17 protein-coding genes and 1 tRNA gene are annotated in these 17,462 nt (G+C 62.3%); 11 read left to right on the forward strand and 7 right to left on the reverse strand.

From position 1 onward, the window contains the following. The first annotated feature begins 166 nt into the window (after positions 1-166). The 7 genes from ACIQ17_RS01590 (at position 167) to ACIQ17_RS01620 (ending at position 7,441) form a co-directional block, all read left to right on the forward strand. Entirely contained in the window at positions 167-1,831 is a 1,665-nt protein-coding gene (locus ACIQ17_RS01590) for an ABC transporter substrate-binding protein (RefSeq protein ID WP_398464670.1), read from the forward strand. 116 nt (positions 1,832-1,947) lie between these two features. Next, entirely contained in the window at positions 1,948-2,901 is a 954-nt protein-coding gene (locus ACIQ17_RS01595; protein ID WP_398464672.1) for an ABC transporter permease, read from the forward strand. A 4-nt stretch (positions 2,902-2,905) separates the two neighbouring features. Next, positions 2,906-3,793 carry an ABC transporter permease gene (locus ACIQ17_RS01600; RefSeq protein WP_211912143.1) on the forward strand — a complete coding sequence of 296 codons (888 nt, stop codon included), beginning with the start codon at positions 2,906-2,908 and terminating at the stop codon, positions 3,791-3,793. A gap of 4 nt (positions 3,794-3,797) precedes the next feature. Next, positions 3,798-4,862: an ABC transporter ATP-binding protein gene (locus ACIQ17_RS01605; protein ID WP_398464675.1), complete on the forward strand. Its 1,065-nt coding sequence runs from the start codon at positions 3,798-3,800 to the stop codon at positions 4,860-4,862. Position 4,863: 1 nt separating this feature from the next. Continuing rightward, entirely contained in the window at positions 4,864-5,061 is a 198-nt protein-coding gene (locus ACIQ17_RS01610; RefSeq protein ID WP_398464677.1) for a hypothetical protein, read from the forward strand. Continuing rightward, complete coding sequence (locus tag ACIQ17_RS01615) at positions 5,058-6,473, forward strand: amidase (protein ID WP_398464679.1); 1,416 nt, start codon at positions 5,058-5,060, stop codon at positions 6,471-6,473. Before ACIQ17_RS01610 ends, ACIQ17_RS01615 begins: the two co-directional genes overlap by 4 nt. Beyond that, a complete protein-coding gene (locus tag ACIQ17_RS01620) occupies positions 6,470-7,441 on the forward strand; it encodes an ABC transporter ATP-binding protein (protein ID WP_398464681.1) in 972 nt (323 codons plus the stop codon). Before ACIQ17_RS01615 ends, ACIQ17_RS01620 begins: the two co-directional genes overlap by 4 nt. A gap of 47 nt (positions 7,442-7,488) precedes the next feature. Here ACIQ17_RS01620 and ACIQ17_RS01625 read toward each other — a convergent pair whose 3' ends face one another. From ACIQ17_RS01625 to ACIQ17_RS01640, 4 genes are all read right to left on the reverse strand, one after another. Further along, positions 7,489-7,977: a CinA family protein gene (locus ACIQ17_RS01625; RefSeq protein ID WP_398464683.1), complete on the reverse strand. Its 489-nt coding sequence runs from the start codon at positions 7,975-7,977 to the stop codon at positions 7,489-7,491. Next, positions 7,977-8,915 (reverse strand): MBL fold metallo-hydrolase, encoded by a 939-nt coding sequence (locus ACIQ17_RS01630; protein ID WP_398464685.1) that lies wholly within the window; start codon positions 8,913-8,915, stop codon positions 7,977-7,979. Before ACIQ17_RS01630 ends, ACIQ17_RS01625 begins: the two co-directional genes overlap by 1 nt. A gap of 82 nt (positions 8,916-8,997) precedes the next feature. Next, complete coding sequence (locus tag ACIQ17_RS01635) at positions 8,998-10,323, reverse strand: MFS transporter (protein WP_398464687.1); 1,326 nt, start codon at positions 10,321-10,323, stop codon at positions 8,998-9,000. 112 nt (positions 10,324-10,435) lie between these two features. Next, on the reverse strand, positions 10,436-11,335 hold the full coding sequence (locus ACIQ17_RS01640; RefSeq protein ID WP_398464689.1) for a transcriptional regulator GcvA: 900 nt from the start codon (positions 11,333-11,335) through the stop codon (positions 10,436-10,438). Between the two features lie 128 nt (positions 11,336-11,463). Between ACIQ17_RS01640 and ACIQ17_RS01645 the strand changes: the two genes are divergently transcribed. After that, positions 11,464-11,667 carry a DUF1127 domain-containing protein gene (locus ACIQ17_RS01645; protein ID WP_398464691.1) on the forward strand — a complete coding sequence of 68 codons (204 nt, stop codon included), beginning with the start codon at positions 11,464-11,466 and terminating at the stop codon, positions 11,665-11,667. A gap of 27 nt (positions 11,668-11,694) precedes the next feature. After that, positions 11,695-12,306, forward strand: a complete 612-nt coding sequence (locus ACIQ17_RS01650) for a GNAT family N-acetyltransferase (protein ID WP_398464693.1) — start codon at positions 11,695-11,697, stop codon at positions 12,304-12,306. A gap of 3 nt (positions 12,307-12,309) precedes the next feature. Here ACIQ17_RS01650 and ACIQ17_RS01655 read toward each other — a convergent pair whose 3' ends face one another. Further along, positions 12,310-13,149, reverse strand: coding sequence for an oxidoreductase (locus ACIQ17_RS01655; protein ID WP_398464695.1), 840 nt, complete (start codon positions 13,147-13,149; stop codon positions 12,310-12,312). Positions 13,150-13,268: 119 nt separating this feature from the next. Between ACIQ17_RS01655 and ACIQ17_RS01660 the strand changes: the two genes are divergently transcribed. Further along, positions 13,269-14,159: a LysR family transcriptional regulator gene (locus ACIQ17_RS01660; RefSeq protein ID WP_398464697.1), complete on the forward strand. Its 891-nt coding sequence runs from the start codon at positions 13,269-13,271 to the stop codon at positions 14,157-14,159. Between the two features lie 50 nt (positions 14,160-14,209). On the opposite strand, the gene ACIQ17_RS01665 is transcribed toward ACIQ17_RS01660, so the two are convergent. Beyond that, positions 14,210-14,911, reverse strand: coding sequence for an SDR family NAD(P)-dependent oxidoreductase (locus ACIQ17_RS01665; protein ID WP_398464699.1), 702 nt, complete (start codon positions 14,909-14,911; stop codon positions 14,210-14,212). A 91-nt stretch (positions 14,912-15,002) separates the two neighbouring features. Between ACIQ17_RS01665 and ACIQ17_RS01670 the strand changes: the two genes are divergently transcribed. Then, complete coding sequence (locus ACIQ17_RS01670; RefSeq protein ID WP_398464701.1) at positions 15,003-16,757, forward strand: acyl-CoA dehydrogenase family protein; 1,755 nt, start codon at positions 15,003-15,005, stop codon at positions 16,755-16,757. 521 nt (positions 16,758-17,278) lie between these two features. Here the strand turns inward: ACIQ17_RS01670 and ACIQ17_RS01675 are convergent. After that, positions 17,279-17,355: transfer RNA gene (locus ACIQ17_RS01675), tRNA-Met, on the reverse strand. Between the last annotated feature and the right edge of the window lie 107 nt (positions 17,356-17,462).

Raw genomic sequence — 17,462 nt, forward strand, 5'->3', positions numbered from 1 at the left:
TTGGTGCCAGACTGGTTCCATTCAACAGGACCCGCGCCAGTCGGTCGCGGGGGAGGAGGGTGTACACCGCACGCGCACGTTGCTCTGATTATTGGCACAGGCGTTGCATTGCACTGCATCAGAATTAGCCAACCGAATTCGTATCGAAAGAAGGGGACTAGTCAGAATGCGTATCGAGAAGCCCATCAAAGGCCGTTTTAGAACTGCTCTCGCGATGCTCACCGTCGCGACAGCGCTGACGCTGCCGCAATTCGCGCAGGCTCAGACCGTTAAGATCGGCATGACCGCTGCGGATATTCCGCGCACGCTGGGCCAGCCGGATCAGGGTTTTGAAGGCAATCGCTTCACCGGCAATACAATGTATGAGGGACTCACGCTTTGGGATCTCTCGTCTGCCACCAAGCCGAGCGTTGTGATCCCCGGATTGGCTACAGAATGGGCAGTTAACGATAGCGACAAGACCAAGTGGACCTTCAAGCTGCGTCCCGGTGTCAAATTCCACGATGGCAGCGATTTCAATGCCGATGCAGTGGTGTGGAACGTCGAGAAGGTCCTGAAGCAGGACGCGCCGCAATTCGATGCAAGCCAGGTCGGCGTCACCGCGTCGCGCATGCCAACTTTGCTGTCGGCCAAGAAGATCGACGACATGACCGTCGAACTGACGACGAAAGAGCCGGACTCTTTCCTGCCGATCAATCTGACCAACCTCTATATGGCGAGCCCGACCAAGTGGCAGTCCTTCTATGACAAGGCGCAGGGCGCTGATGCCAAGGCGAAGTCCGCTGCGGCATGGGATGCGTTCTCGAAGGACGCATCGGGCACCGGTCCGTGGAAAATGTCCAAGTTCACGCCGCGCGAGCGTCTCGAACTGGTGAAGAACGCCGCTTACTGGAACAAGGATCGCGTGCCGAAGGTCGATGGCATGGTGCTGTTGCCGATGCCAGAAGCAAACGCGCGCACCGCGGCATTGCTCTCGGGTCAGATCGACTGGGCCGAAGCGCCAGCGCCGGATGCGGTGAAGGAAATCACCGCGCGCGGCTTCAAGATCGAGAAGAACGAGCAGCCACATGTGTGGCCGTGGCAGTTCTCGCGCATCGAAGGCTCGCCCTGGAACGATATCCGCGTCCGCAAGGCCGCGAATCTGTGCATCGATCGCGAAGGCCTGCGTGACGGTCTGCTCGCTGGCCTGATGGTGCCTGCCACCGGCACGTTCGAGCCCGGTCATCCCTGGCACGGCAATCCGTCTTTCAAGATCAAATATGATCTGAAGGAAGCGCAGAAGCTGATGGCGGAAGCCGGTTACGGCCCCAACAAGAAGCTCAAGGTCAAGACTCAGACCTCGGCTTCTGGCTCGGGCCAGATGCAGCCACTGCCGATGAATGAATACATGCAGCAGGCGCTGGCGGAGTGCTACTTCGATGTGCAGCTCGACGTCATCGAATGGAATACGCTGTTTACCAACTGGCGCCGCGGCGCCAAGGACCCGACGGCGAACAACTCGAACGCGACCAACGTCACCTTCGCGGCAATGGATCCGTTCTTCGCGCTGGTGCGCTTCCTGCAGTCCGGCATGGCACCGCCGGTGTCGAACAACTGGGGTTTCATCAACAACCCGAAGTTCGACGAGCTGGTGAAAAAGGCACGCACCACCTTCGATGCGGGTGAACGCGACAAGGCACTGGCCGAGCTGCATGCAGCTTCGGTGGATGATGCGGCGTTCCTCTATGTCGCCCACGATGTCGGCCCGCGCGCGCTCAGCCCGAAGATCAAGAACTTCGTGCAGCCGAAGAGCTGGTTCGTCGATTTCTCGACCATGACGATGACGCCGTAAGGCGTCGCAAGCATCGGCTCCGCCCAGGCGGAGCCGATGTGTCCGCCGTCTTGCCCGGGGGCCAATCCCGGTCATGACGACCGAGAGGTCGGAATTCAAGAACCCAAAGGTGCCCCGTGTTCAGCTATGTCGCGCGCCGCGTCGTTTACGCGATCCCCATCATTCTCAGCGTCGCGCTGGTGTGTTTCCTGCTCGTCCATATCACCCCGGGCGATCCGCTGGTCGCCGTGCTCCCGGCGGATGCCTCGCAGGAGCTGGCGCAACAACTCCGCGTGGCCTACGGCTTTGACAAGCCGCTGCCGGTGCAATTTGGTCTGTGGGTCTGGCGCGCGCTGCATGGCGATCTCGGCGCTTCCATCGCCACCGGTCGCCCGGTGCTTGCTGAAGTGATGAATGCCGTTCGCAACACGGTCATGCTCGCGGTATTCGCAGCCTCCATCGGCTTTACGCTTGGTCTCTTCTTCGGCCTGATCGCCGGCTATTTTCGCGATACCTGGGTGGACAAGGTCGCCACCTCCATCGCCATCGCCGGCGTGTCCGTGCCGCATTACTGGCTCGGCATGGTGATGGTGATCATCTTCTCGGTGCAGCTCAACTGGCTGCCCGCGGTGGGCGCTGGCCCCGGTGGATCCGGCGCCTGGGCGTGGGACTGGGAACACATCAAGTATCTGATCCTCCCGGCGGTCACCACCTCGGTGATCCCGATGGGCATCGTGACCCGTACCGTGCGCGCGCTGACCGGCGACATCCTCTCGCAGGATTTTGTCGAGGCGCTGCGCGCCAAAGGCCTGCAGGAATTCAAGGTCTTCAAGCACGTCATCAAGAATGCGGCTCCCACGGCGCTGGCGGTGATGGGCCTGCAGCTCGGCTACATGCTCGGCGGATCGATCCTGATCGAGACCGTGTTTTCCTGGCCCGGCTCCGGCCTGTTGCTGAACTCGGCGATCTTCCAGCGCGACCTGCCGCTGCTGCAGGGCACGATCCTGGTGCTGGCGCTCTTCTTCGTCTTCCTCAATCTCCTGGTCGATATCGCGCAGGCGTTCATCGATCCGCGCATCAAGCGGGCCTGACGCCATGACAGTTCTCACTGACAACGCATTGCAGGCAGCACCCGTCACAAAGGCCCGTGGCTACTGGGCCACGGTCGGCCGCCGCATCCGTCGCGACAAGGTTTCGATGGCCTGTGCGGCCATCCTGCTGCTGATCCTGCTTGCCGCCATCTTCGCGCCCTATCTCGGCCTTGCCGATCCCTATCAGGGCTCGATGATCCGCCGCCTGCGCGCCATTGGCACGCCGAACTATCCGCTCGGCACCGATGAACTCGGCCGCGACATGCTCGCCCGCCTGATCTATGGCGGGCGGCTGTCGCTGCTCATCGGCATCCTGCCGGTGATCCTCGCTTTCATCATCGGCACGTCGCTCGGCCTTGTCGCCGGCTATGTCGGCGGCAAGCTCAACACCGCCATCATGCGCACGGTCGACGTGTTCTACGCCTTCCCCTCGGTGCTGCTGGCGATCGCGATCTCCGGCGCGCTCGGTGCCGGCATCGTCAATTCCATCGTCTCGCTCACCATCGTCTTCGTGCCGCAGATCACGCGCGTGGCCGAGAGCGTCACCACCGGCGTGCGCAACATGGATTATGTGGAAGCCGCCCGCGCATCGGGTGCCGATACGTTCACCATCATGCGCGTGCATATGCTCGGCAACGTGCTTGGTTCGATCTTCGTCTATGCGACCGGCCTGATCTCGGTGTCGATGATCCTGGCCGCCGGCCTCTCTTTCCTCGGTCTTGGCACCAAGCCGCCGGAGCCGGAATGGGGCCTGATGCTGAACACGCTGCGCACGGCGATCTATGTCAATCCGTGGGTGGCCGCGCTGCCCGGCGTGATGATCTTCGCCGTGTCGATCTGCTTCAACCTGCTGAGCGATGGCATGCGCAGCGCCATGGATATCCGGAACTGATGCGATGACAGATACGCTCGAAATTGCCGACAAGATGCTCGCCCCGATCGAAGACATCGGCGGCGAAGCGCAGCCGCTGCTTCATGTGAAAGGACTGACCAAGCATTTCCCGGTGCGTGGCGAGTTGTTCGCGCCGAGCAAGACCGTGCGCGCCGTGGACGATGTGTCCTTTGCTATTGGCAAGGGGGAAACCGTTGGTATCGTCGGGGAGTCCGGTTGCGGGAAATCCACGACGGCGCGTCTCCTGATGCATCTGATGGAGCGCAATTCCGGCGACATCATTTTTGACGGCCGCATGGTCGGGCGCGAACTGACGCTGCGTGAACTCCGTCGTGGCATGCAGATGGTGTTCCAGGACAGTTACGCCTCGCTCAATCCGCGCCTCACCATCGAGGAGTCGATTGCTTTCGGTCCGAAGGTCCACGGGATGGCAGACAAAGCTGCACGTGCCTTGGCCCGCGATCTGCTCGGCAAGGTCGGCCTGCGGCCCGAGACCTTCGCCAATCGCTATCCGCACGAAGTCTCCGGCGGCCAGCGCCAGCGCGTCAATATCGCCCGTGCGCTTGCGCTGTCGCCGCGTCTGGTCATTCTCGACGAAGCCGTGTCTGCGCTCGACAAGTCGGTTGAAGCCCAGGTGCTCAATCTTCTGGTCGATCTCAAGCGCGAATTCGGCCTGACCTATCTGTTCATCAGCCATGACCTCAACGTGGTTCGCTATATTTCCGACCGTGTGCTGGTGATGTATCTCGGCGAGGTGGTCGAACTCGGTCCGGTCGATGATGTGTGGGACGCGCCGGCGCATCCCTATACGCGTGCACTGCTGGCCGCGATGCCATCCACGGATCCCGACAATCGCACCGAAGTCCCGCCGATCACCGGCGATCCGCCGAACCCCATCGATCCGCCATCCGGCTGCCGCTTCCATACTCGCTGCGCCTTTGCCGAGGCGATGTGCGGCGAGAGCAAGCCGGCATTGACGGCAATCGCTGCAAGCGGTCATCAGGCCGCGTGTTTCATGGCGATTCCGGGCTCAGGCCACAGCAAGGCGCCCAGCGCAGGAGTGCAGTGAGATGACGAAGCCGACTGCGAAACAGATCAAGATTCTATCCGATGTGACTGGTGTGCCGGCTTCCGACGAGACGGCTGAGCGCATCGCCGTCTCCATGGGCCCGGCTTTCGAAAATTTTGCCGCCATCGCCGGGACATTGCCGCTGGACCTCGAACCCGCGACCTATATCGCCGTCCAGAACGGAGAGGCCGGCAAATGAGCGCCACCGAACCCGCATTGCTGTCGGTCACGGAGATCGCAGCGGCCATCGCCGACAGGAAGATCTCGTCGCGCGAAGCCACGCAATCCTGTCTCGATCGCGTGGCCAGATGGCAGCCGCATCTCAACGCATACATGTCCATTGAGGCCGATGCCGCGCTCAAGGCCGCCGACGCGGCGGATGCCGCGCTCGCCAAAGGCGAAAGCCATGGCGTACTGCATGGCGTGCCGATGGCGCACAAGGACATGTATTACGACGAGGGTCATGTGGTGACCTGTGGCTCGAAAATCCGCAAGGATTGGGTCGCCAAGACCACGGCCACCTCGCTCCAGCGCCTCAAGAACGCCGGCACTGTTCGTCTCGGCTCTCTGCAGATGGTCGAATTCGCCTTCGGCCCGCTCGGTCATAACACGCATTACGGTCCTGTCCGTAATCCCTGGCATGTCGCGCATGCCACCGGCGGCTCGTCGTCCGGATCCGGCTCGGCGGTCGCCGCGCGCCTGACCTTTGCAGCGCTCGGCTCCGATACCGGGGGCTCGATCCGCATGCCCGCGCATTTCTGTGGCGTGTCCGGTCTCAAGACCACCGTTGGCCTTGTCAGCCGTGCCGGCGCAATGCCGCTGTCGCAATCGCTCGACACCGTTGGCCCGCTGGCGCGCACCGTCGAGGATTGCGCGCTTGTCACCGGCTTGATGGCCGGTGCGGATCCGCTCGATCCTACCACCAGCACGCGCGAGGTGCCGGATTACATGGCGGCCACCAAGGCGTCAGCGAAAGGCATGACTGTCGGCATTCCCAAGGCGTTCTATATCGACGATCTCGATCCGGAGGTCGCTGCGATCCTGCAGAACACGATTGCAGCGCTCAAGGACGAGGGGATCAAGATCGTCGAGATCGATCTGCCCAATCAGCTCCAGCTCAGCGGTGCATCGCAGCTCGTGCTCGCGACCGAAGCTGCAGCCTTGCACAAGCGCTGGATGATCGAGCGCCCGCAGGATTACGGCCCGCAGGTTTTGATGCGTCTCGAAAACGGTCTCGCTGTCACCGGTGTGGCCTATCTCGAAGCCTTGCGCTGGCGCGGTCCTGCGCTTGCGGCGCATCTCGCAGCAACCGCCGGCGTCGATGCCATTCTCGCCCCGGTGTCGCCGATGGCGGCGCCGCGCATCGACGAGACTGACATCGGCAATGGCCCCGGTGCCGAGGCGCTGATCCAGCGCGTGACGCGCTTCACGCGCCCGATCAATTATCTCGGTTTGCCGGCGCTTTCGATCCCCGCCGGCTTCACCAAGGCGAAACTCCCGGTGGGCATGCAGCTCGTCGGGCGCCCGTTCGATGAAGCGACGCTGCTGACCATCGGAGCGACGTTCCAGCGTGCGACCGATCACCATACGAAATGCCCGGAATTGCCATGACCAACCTGATCGACGTCCGCAATCTCAATGTCACCTTCAGCGGTGAACGCACCGTCTATGCGGTGAACGATCTCAGCCTCTCGGTGAAGGAGGGCGAAGTGCTCGGCCTGCTCGGCGAGTCCGGTTCGGGCAAGAGCGTGACCTTGCGTGCGCTGATGCGGCTGCTGCCGAAGAAGCGCACGAAGATCGGCGGCAGCATCAATGTGCTGGGCAAGGATGTGCTGGCTCTCGACGATGACGAGTTGTCAAAATTCCGCGGCCAGAGCGTGTCGATGATTTTTCAGGAGCCGGCGCTGGCGCTCGATCCCGTCTACACCATCGGCCAGCAGATCGCCGAAAGCGTGATGCGCCATGAGGGCAAGAGCCAGGCCGAGGGCATGAAGCGCGCGCTGGAAATGCTCGAAGTCGTGCGCATTCCCTCTGCCAAGCGCCGCCTCGATGCCTATCCGCACGAAATGTCAGGCGGCATGCGCCAGCGCGCGATGATCGCTCTCGCGCTTGCCTGCAAACCAAAAATCCTGCTGGCGGACGAGCCGACCACGGCGCTGGATGCCACCGTGCAGATCCAGATCCTGTTGCTGCTGCGCGAGCTGCAGCGCGAATTCGGCATGTCGATCATTTTCGTGACCCACGATATCGGCGTCGCCATCGAAATCTGCGATCGCGTCGCCGTCATGTATGCCGGCCAGATCGTGGAGCAGGGCACCACGAGCCAGATCGTGCGTTCGGCGGTTCATCCCTATCCGAAGGGCCTGCTGTCTTCGACGGTGCATGGCGCCAAACGCGGCGAGCGTCTCGAAACAATCCCCGGCACGCCGCCCTCGCTCGACACCAAGCCAGCAAGCTGCTCCTTCGCGCCCCGCTGCAAGTTCGCAGAGGACCGCTGTACGGAGGCCCTGCCACCGAATGTGGAGCTCGCGGGTGATCGTGTGGTGCGGTGTATTCGCGCGGAAACGGTTGCGGCTTGATCTTCTTTCACCTCTCCCCTGCGGGGAGAGGTGACCGCGCCTCGTTGCTAGTTTTTGAAGTTCTTCAGCAAGAACGTCAGCGCCGTTTGCGCAAATACCTGCATGTTCTGCTGCCTGTCGCCGCTTCCCGTCTCCAGCGTCATTACTTCATTTGCCGGCCCTGCGACGGCGATACAACTATGCCCCGCGGCATCGCCATAGCGATTGCCCGACGGTCCACTGGCGCCCGTCTCCGACAATCCCCAATCACATCCCAGCCGCTCACGGATCTGTGTTGCCAGCAGTTGCGCATAAGGCTCGGAAGACGAGCGCATCCCCGGCACGCGAAAGGCATCGTCGGGAATATCCATCAGCGCGCGCCGGGCATCGCGGGTATAGATCACGCCGCCGCCGATGAAATAAGCGGAGGCGCCGGGCACCGCGAGCAGCGCCGCGGAGATCAGGCCACCCGTAGAAGATTCGGCGACGCCGATGGTCTGCTTGCGCGCGATCAATGCGACCGCGACTTTCTCTGCGAGCGGGAGCAGGTCCTTCATCACTTCACTCCGGCTTTCTTCGGCGCCAGCGAGGCATAGACCGCGCGAACAAAATTCTTGCTCGCCGTCTCGTTCGGTGCCCATTTGGCATCGAGATCGGCGAAGGGCTTCGCAGCCTGTACCTCATCCTCGCTCTTGCCCTCCTTGACCAGCTTGGTCATCCGATCACGCGCGGTGACGAGCATGTCGCGATAGGCGGCAAGCGCTGCCTTGTCGCCGAGTGGACCGTGGCCGGGTACGATCTTGGTCTTGTCGTTGGCCATTTTCAGATAGGTGTCAGCGGCGGCGATCATGCCCTTGATGTTGCCGCCGTTGAGGATGTCGATATTGGGATAGCAGCCATTGGTGAACGTATCGCCGGTGGCGATCACATGGGCGTTCTGAAAATAGACATAGGTGTCGCCGTCGGTGTGCGCGTTCTTGATATGACGCAGTTCGGCGATACGGCCTCGCAGGCTGAGCGAGAGGCGGCTCGGATAGGTCCGCGTCGGCAGCGCGGCTTTCGGTGCCGGCGGATTCTGGCCGCCTGTCAGGAAATTCGCCGTCCCCTTGGCAAGACGGGTGCGCACCTTGATATTGGCCACGATGGTTGCACCGTCCTTGGCAAAGGCTTCGTTGCCGCCGGTGTGGTCGCCATGGAAATGCGTGTTGACCACATAACGCACCGGCTGCGGCGTCAGCTTGGCGATGGCCGCCTTGATCTTGTCATGCAGTGGCGCGAACTGGCTGTCGATCAGGATCGCGCCGTTCTTTGCCGTCGCAAGGGTCATGTTGCCGCCCATGCCCTCCAGCATATAGATGCCGTCACCAAGATCGGTGGACTTGATTTCCACCTTGGAGAAATCCGGTGTCGGCGACGCTTGCGGCGTCTGCTGGGCGACAGCAGGCGTGGTCAAAGCGAGAAGTGAGCTGGCGAGAAGGATCGCAAGGCTGCGCATGGGGCACTCCGGTAACGAGACCCTACCGTCTTAGCATGTCTGCAGCCGCGTCAATCCCCTCACATTCACATCGGCGTTCCCGCTACGCGGCAACAGGCCTCTGTGCCGCCGCTTCGCCACGATTGCGATAGATCGCAAGCGCAGCGATGGCGCCGCTGGCTGCAGCCGCCATCAGCCAGAAACCGGGGGAGGCGCGGTTGCCGGTGTGCTCGATCAGCCAGGTCGACGCGAACGGCGTGAAGGTGCCGAGCAGGCCGGCAGCCAGCGCAAAGGCCAGCGAGAAGCAAGTGGTGCGCACATGCGAAGGGACGATCTCCACCAGTGCCCCCAGCATGGTCCCGCTATAGACGCCGAAATAGAACGAAAACAGCATCTCGACCGCCAGCATCTTGCCGAAGGTCGGTGCGCTCACCAGCCAGTTCAACGCGGGATAGGCCGTGAGGAAGGCCAGGCAGGTGATCGTCAGCAATACTGGCTTGCGGCCGATGCGATCCGACACGGCACCGCCGACAGGATTCCAGACGAAGTTGGTGATGGCGATCAGGCAGGTGACGATGAGCGCGTCCTGAGTGGAGAGCTTCAGCACATTCTTGCCGAAGGTCGGCGTGTAGACGGTGACGAAATAGAACGTCACCGTGGTCATGGTCGCCAGCATCATGCCGAGCAGCACGATGCGCCAGTTCGCGGCCGCGGACGCGAACACTTCGCCGGCGGTCGGATGTTTCTTCATTTTCAGGAATTCCGGCGTTTCCTCCAGCGTGCGGCGCAGGAAAAACAGGAACGGAATGATGATGCAGCCGATGAAGAATGGAATGCGCCAGCCCCAGGCATCCACCATATCCTTCGGCATCACCTCGCTGAGCACGAAACCGATGATGGCAGCGACGAAGATCGCGACCTGCTGGCTCGATGACTGGAACGAGGTGTAGAAGCCGCGATTGCCGAGCGTGGAGATCTCCGAAAGATACACCGACACGCCGCCCAGCTCGACGCCGGCCGAAAAGCCCTGCAGCAACCGCCCGATCAGCACGATGATCGGCGCGGCAACGCCGATGCTGGCATAGGTCGGGCACACCGCGATGGTGACCGTGCCAGCCGCCATGATGGCAAGGGTGACGATCAATCCCTTCCGGCGGCCGATCTGGTCGATGTAGGCGCCAAGTACGATGGCGCCGACCGGGCGCATCAGGGCGCCGAGCCAGAACACGCCGAAGGTGTTGAGGAGGGCGGCTGTTTCATTTTCGGATGGGAAGAAGGCCTTGGCGATGACGCTGGCGTAGAACCCGAACAGGAAGAAGTCGAACTGCTCCAGAAAATTGCCACTGGTTGCCCGCAAGATTGCCGCAAGACGGGACCTGATTTCGGGCGTCGATACCGCATTCGGGGCATCATTTCTTGTGGCATCCATGCGGCATTCTCCCGGCGTTCTTGCGACCGGCAAGATGCGCGGCCGGGCAGCCTGACGCCGCCAATATGCGACAATCTGCCACAGTTGGTGGGGTGGGCCAAGCCGAAACGGATCAGGATTTTGGCGGGCCGAGCGACTGCAGCCATTCCCGGAATGCGCGCAGGTTGGGCGTGTCCGCGCTGGACTCCGGCGACACCAGATAGAAGCCGGCATCGGCCGGTAGCCGGATGTCGAAGGGCATGACCAGCCGGCCGGAAGCGAGGTCGCCTTCCACATAGGTGGTGCGACCAACAGCGACGCCGAGACCGTCGATCGCGGCTTGCAGGGTCATGAAGATCAGGTCGAAGCCGAGCGCAGGTTGCTTCGAGATATTGTTCGGCAATCCCGCGGCCGTGAGCCAGAGGCGCCAGTCGTCGTCGTGGCTGGCATTGGTGTGTAGCAAGGTGTAGCGCGCTAGATCTTCGGGTTTGCGCAGCGGCCGGTCGCCCATCAGCAGTTTTGGACTGCACACCGGAAACAGGTGATCTGCCGTCAGCCAGTCCGCACGCAGGCCCGGCCACTGGCCGCGGCCATAGCGGATCGCGGCATCGACATCGCCGCTCTTGAAATCGACCAATGCGGTTGAGGTGGTGATGCGTACGTCGATATGCGGATTCGCTTGCTGGAAAGCGGAAAGCCGCGGCAGCAGCCATTTCGAGGCGAAGGATGCGAGCGTGCTCACGGTCAGCACGTGATCGCGGTCACGATGCAGCAGGCGGTCGGTAGCCAGGCGCAGGTCATTAAATGCCGCGCGTATACCTGGCAGGTAATCGCGGCCCTGCTCGGTGAGTGCCAGAGTGCGGTTCTGGCGGATGAAGAGTTTGATGCCGAGTTCTTCCTCGAGCCGCTTGATCTGATGGCTGATGGCCGTTTGCGTGACGTTCAGTTCATCGGCCGCAAGGGTGAAACTGAGATGCCGTGCGGCGGCCTCGAAAGCCCGCAGGCCGTTCAGGGATGGCAGCCTGTGGCTCATCATCCGGCTCCGGAGCGCCTAATCCATCGCATGAGTTTATCTCATGTTTTGCGTCGCGCAATGTCGTTTGTCGGCAACGCCATTCAGGCAGATATCAGAGGGCGTAGATTTAGCTTCAGGAGAGCAAAATGTCTATTTGCACCCATGAATCGATGACAAATCATCATGCTTCGAGTGCGCTTTCGGGCGTGACCGAGACGCTGCGGCTGTGGTGGCAGCGCTATCACCAGCGTCGCGAACTGGCGGAATGGACCGAACGCGACCTGCACGATCTCGGCCTCAGCTGGTCGGAAATGTTGGCGGAGGCAGACAAGCCGTTCTGGCGGGCCTGAGGCCTGCCAGCATCGCGGGAGGTTGTCATGAAACACATCGATCTCAAGAATCTCGGTCGCTACTCCGACGTCCTGCTGTCGCGCGACGGCGAGGTGATCTCGCTCCGTTTCGCCGACCCCACCGACGCCGACGCCCTGCAGTCCTATTTTCGCGGGCTGTCGGCGGGCTCGCGTTACAATCGGCTGATGGGCGCTGCGAGCGAACTGCCGGCCGGTGAGCTCGAACGCTTCCTCCATGTCGGTATGGATGACGGCTTCTCGCTGGTGGCGACGACCAAACGCGATGGTGTTGAGGTGATCATCGGCGAAGCGCGCTATGCCATCGATGACAAGGACAACAGTCTCGAAATCGGTCTGTCGGTGGACGATGCGATGCAGCGGCAAGGGATCGGCATGGCGCTGCTCCGCCATCTCGAATGCCGTGCGGCGGCGCTCGGGGCCGATCGCCTGCTCGGCGATACGCTGCGTTCGAACGATGCAATGCTGGCGCTGGCGCGCAAGGCGGGCTTCGCCTTCGCGCCGACGCCGGGTGACTGGAAGCAGATTCGTTTCGAGAAGAAGATCCTGCACGCCGCCGAGGACATTCCTTGTTTGGGGTGGCGACTGGCGGCGATGACCGCCAGTGCGCATGCTCTGTAGTTTTCAGGCTGTTTCCTTGGCAAAATCCGTCGAGGTCGCAAGCGCACGCCATGCCGCCAGTTCGTTTTCCACATGCGCATGCTTGGCTTCGATGCGGGCGACTGTATCGCTGCCGAGCGGCAGGCGGGTCGGTGGTGCTGTGGCTGCCGCAAGCTGCATGAAGGCCCGGGCGAGCTTGCTGGGATCACCCGGCTGCGCATGATTGGCACCGACTGCATGCGCACGTGTCTTGCCGACGGTCTCGCTGTAGTCGTCGATCTCGAGCCTGGTCCGCACCAGCGAATTGTCATCGAGGAAATCGGTACGGAAGAAGCCGGGTTCGACCACGGTGACATGGATGCCGAGGGGCGCGACTTCCGCACCGAGTGCCTCGCTGATCCCCTCGACGGCAAACTTGGTCGAGCCATAGACGCCCCAGCCCGCATATCCGGAATAGCCGCCCACCGATGATATATTCATGATGTGACCCGAGCGCTGCCGGCGCATATGCGGCAACACTGCGCGGGTCACCGCGAGCAGGCCGAACACGTTGGTCGCATAAAGCCGTTCGACTTCCGCCGCACTGGCTTCCTCGACCGCGCCGAGCAGGCCATAGCCCGCATTGTTCACCAGCACGTCGATGCGGCCAAAGGTCTTCACCGCGAGGCCGGCGGCTTCATGGGCCTGGTCCGCCTTGGTGACGTCCAGGCGGGTGGCGAGCAGGCGCTCGTGGTGGCCGAGGCTTGCGGTGACGGCATCGGGATCGCGAGCCGTCGCGACGACGGCGTCGCCCTGTGCAAGGGCTTCTGCTGCGATGAGGGCGCCGAAGCCGCGGGATGCCCCTGTGATGAACCAGATACGCATGATCGTCTCTCCTTGGGTGGCCCCGCGACATCGCCGGGCTGACAGGAGGGACACTAGGGTCTCGCCAGAACTGAATTAATCCGCTATTTCTTTCATGTGTTCATGAGCAGAATTCATCAATGACTCGGATCGGTTCGGCAGAGCTGGCGACGTTTCTGGCGATTGCCCGGCATCGCAGCTTTCGCAGCGCGGCGGTGGAACTCGGCGTGTCCGCTTCGGCGCTCAGCCATGCTTTGCGCAATATCGAGGAACGGCTTGATCTGCGGCTCGTCAATCGCACCACGCGTAGCGTCGCGTTGACCGAAGCCGGAGAGCGATTGTTCGCACGCGTCAGCCCTGCCTTTCAGGATATCGATGACGCGCTAGAAGATCTGAACACGTTTCGCGGCAAGCCGGCGGGGACGCTGCGCTTCAACGCGGCTCGGCAATCGGCGCAGCTCGTGCTCCTGCCCATCGTAACGCGGTTTCAGAAGGCCTATCCGGAGATCAGTGTCGAAATCGCGGTGAATGACGGGCTGGTCGATATGGTCTCGGCTGGCTTCGATGCCGGTATCCGTTTTGGCGAGACGATCGCGGCGGACATGATCGCTGTGCCGATCGGGCCGCGGCAGCGCTCGGCGGTGGTGGCGTCGCCGGCCTTCTTCAAGAAACACAAGGCGCCGCAGACCCCGCATGAACTGAAGAACCTGCCATGCATCCGCTTCCGCTTCTGGGGTGGCGCGCTCTATCGCTGGGAGTTCGAGCGCGGCGGCATCGCGCTGGAGATCGACGTGTCAGGTCCGTTGACGCTGAACGATCAGGACTTGATGGTGGATGCCGCGCTGGATGGCGCCGGGCTCGCTTATGTCTTCGAGAAACAGGTCGAGGAGTTGATTGCCAAACGCAAGCTGGTGCGCGTGCTGGCCGACTGGTGCCCGGCCTATCCCGGTTTCTTCATGTATTATCCGAGCCGCAGGCAATTGCCGGCGGCGCTGCGGGCATTCGTGGATTTTGTGAAGGCAGCGAAATAGCACGAGATCGTAGGATGGGTATCGCTCTCAACCCATCCCACGGCATCGCGCTAAAATTTCTCCACCCACGGCCGGATTTCCAGCTCCGAACTCCACGCGCTGCGGGGCTGTTGCAGCACATTCCAGTAATTCGCGGCGATGGCGTCGGGATCGAGCAACGAATCCGGCTTGTCGGCAGCCTCGGTGCGCACCGAACTGCGGATGCCACCGTCGATCACGAAATGCGCGACATGGATGCCTTGCGGCGCGAATTCGCGAGCGAGCGACTGTGCGAGGCCGCGCAGCGCGAATTTGCCCATGGCGAAAGGCGCCGACTGCGCAAAGCCCTTGATGCTGGCGGAGGCGCCGGTGAACAGGATGGCGCCGCGCTTGTGCGGCAGCATGCGCTGCAACGCCTGTTGCGCGACGAGGAAACCGCCGAAGGCGCTGACGGCGATGGATTGCGCGACGTCGTTCGGTGCGAGTTCGATGAAAGGGCCACGGGCGCGCTGGCTGGCATTGTAGACGACGATGTCGATCTCGCCGATCTGCGCTTCGACATCCTTGAACAGTTTCTCAACATCGTCGGATTGCGTGGCATTGCAGGCGAAAGTCCTCGCGCCCGTTTCGCGTGATAGTCCGTCGAGCTTGCCGCTATTGCGTGCGGCAAGTGCCACGCGAATACCTTGCTTCGACAGCAGGCGCGCAAGCGACGCGCTGATGCCTTCGCCGGCTCCGACGATCAGGGCAGTTTCGTAACGCGGGATATCCATCAGACGGGCCTCCGGCTAAGCACTTTATCCGCGGGCGTTGCGGGTGCATGATGGAGATGGAAACGCACATCGCTCATCACAAGAGGCCGCCATGAACGCCCATGCGCCAATCGAAAACCTGATCGCGCCCGATACGTCCGGGATGAATTTTTACCGCGCCGATCCGGCGTTGCGCGATCTGTTGCGCATTCATCTGCCGGACGACCTCTTCAAGCATATGGAGCCGCATCTGGAGCGGCTGGGTGAACTCGTCGGCGGACCGCTCGATGAGGCCGGACGCATGGCGGACCGGCATGGCCCGGTGCTGCATCAGCGCGACAAGTTCGGGCAGGACGTGCAGTGGGTGGAATATCATCCGGCCTATCGCGAGCTGGAGAATGCGGCGTTCGGCCAGTTTGGCATTCACGCGCTCTCGCATCGCAAGGGCATCATGGGCTGGCCGTCGACCTATCCGGTGGCGGCGAAGCACGCTTTCACTTTCCTGTTCAACCAGTCCGAATTCGGCATGGGCTGCCCGATCAATGTCACCGACGGCGCGGCAAAGCTGCTGTCGAAATTCGGTGACGAAGCACTGCAGGCGAAATATCTCGACGGCCTGACGCAGACCGACATGAGCAAGCTGACGCAAGGCGGTCAGTTCATGACGGAGAAGGAGGGCGGCAGCGATGTCGGCAAGCTGACGGCGCGCGCGGTGCAGGAGGGCGACCACTGGCGCCTCTATGGCGAAAAGTGGTTCTGCTCCAATGCCGATGCGAAGGTGGTGATGCTGCTGGCGCGTCCGGAAGGTGCGGTCGGTGGCACCAAGGGCGTCGGCCTGTTCCTGATGCCACGCTTCCTCGATGACGGCACGCAGAACCACTACCGGATCGTGCGCCTGAAAGACAAGCTCGGCACGCGCTCGATGGCCTCGGGCGAGATCAAGCTGGAAGGCGCCATCTGCTATTCGGTCGGAAAGCTCGATCGCGGTTTCGTGCAGATGGCGGAGATGGTGAATTCATCCCGCCTGTCCAATGGCGTGAAGTCCACCGCGTTGATGCGCCGTGCCTGGCACGATGCGATCACGGTGGCGCGCAACCGCGTGGTGTTCGGCCTGCGCATCATCGACATGCCGCTGGCGCGCCGGCAATTGATGAAGATCCTGCTGGCGACGGAGCAGGGACTCTCCATGAGCTTCCTCACGGCCGATGCGCTCGATCGTGCCGAAGCCGGCAGCCAGGACGCCGCAGCGTTGCTGCGAATCCTGACGCCGACGCTGAAATTCCGCGCGACGCGCGATGCCCGCAAGGTGTGCGGCGACGCGATGGAGATGCGCGGCGGTGTCGGCTACATTGAGGAATTCGCCACCGCGCGGTTGTTGCGCGACGCCCATCTCGGTTCGATCTGGGAGGGCACCGGCAATATCGTCGCGCTCGACGCCTTGATGCGTGCGGTGGGCCGGCATGGCGCGGAAGCAGCGCTGGCAGCGGATCTGCACAACCGGCTCAATGAATCCCAGAGCGTGCCGCAGGCCTGGCGCGATCGTCTGCATGCGCTGTCGGATCGGGCGATCTCGTTCGCGCGCGAGGTTGCGTCACGTGCGGACAATGAGGGTGATGCCCGCCGTGCGACCAGCGCGCTCTATCATGTGGCGAGTGCCGTCGCGATGGCCTGGGAAGCGCACCGTATTCACTTCCGGCGCGGCGACGCCCGGCGGCTGCTGATGTCGCGTCTCGTCATCGAGCATCGGCTGCTGTCGCCTGATCCGTTTGCGGTGGTGGAGAGCGATGTGCAGAAGGCGATGGTCACGCATCTGCTTGGCGAGCGCGATGTGAGCATGGAAGAAGCCGGGCGACTGGTGACGGCGTAAGCCGCCGCCAGCGGCGGGACCGTCCTGTATAGCGATGGCATAAAGGCCCGCCGGGCAGCGGGCCGGGAAATGATCGAGAGAGCCCCGGGTGGCGGGAAATTGCTGCCCGGTCGTCCTTGCTCAGAAGCTGATCAGAGATACAACGATCGCAATCAAGGCGATCGCCAGAAGAAGATCGAATGCGGTCTGTGCATTGCTATTGATCATCGCAATGACTCCGTTTGGCGCCCTGGCATTCATTTTCACTCAGGTCGACACCGGCGCTGACAATCTCGTTCTTCAATGAGTTCTCGCCGGTTGTGTAATAATCACGCCCTACAACCGATCTGCAATCAGGAATTGTTGGTTCCCATTCCGTCTCTCTTCGAGTGTGTTGCCGCGGTCTCACCCATTTGGGACATGGTCTCAGGCGGGATCGGATCGACGCATGTCGCCGTGAGCCGAGCCCATAAACCGAGGCGATCGGCGTGAATGATCCAACGTTCATGAAGGCAGATGCCAATCCCCATCGGGGATGAATTTGGTAGCGGGAGAGGGACTCGAACCCCCGACCCCAGGATTATGATTCCCGTGCTCTAACCAGCTGAGCTACCCCGCCACAGGGTCACGACGGCCAAAATGCCGCGTCGCGAACGGGCCGCTTATAAGGACGCGGAGGACTCCCTGTCAAGCAAAGCGACCGCCGGAAATCCGCTTTTCCGCCAT

Origin of the sequence: Tardiphaga sp. (assembly GCF_044340795.1) — a bacterium.
Lineage (GTDB): Bacteria > Pseudomonadota > Alphaproteobacteria > Rhizobiales > Xanthobacteraceae > Tardiphaga.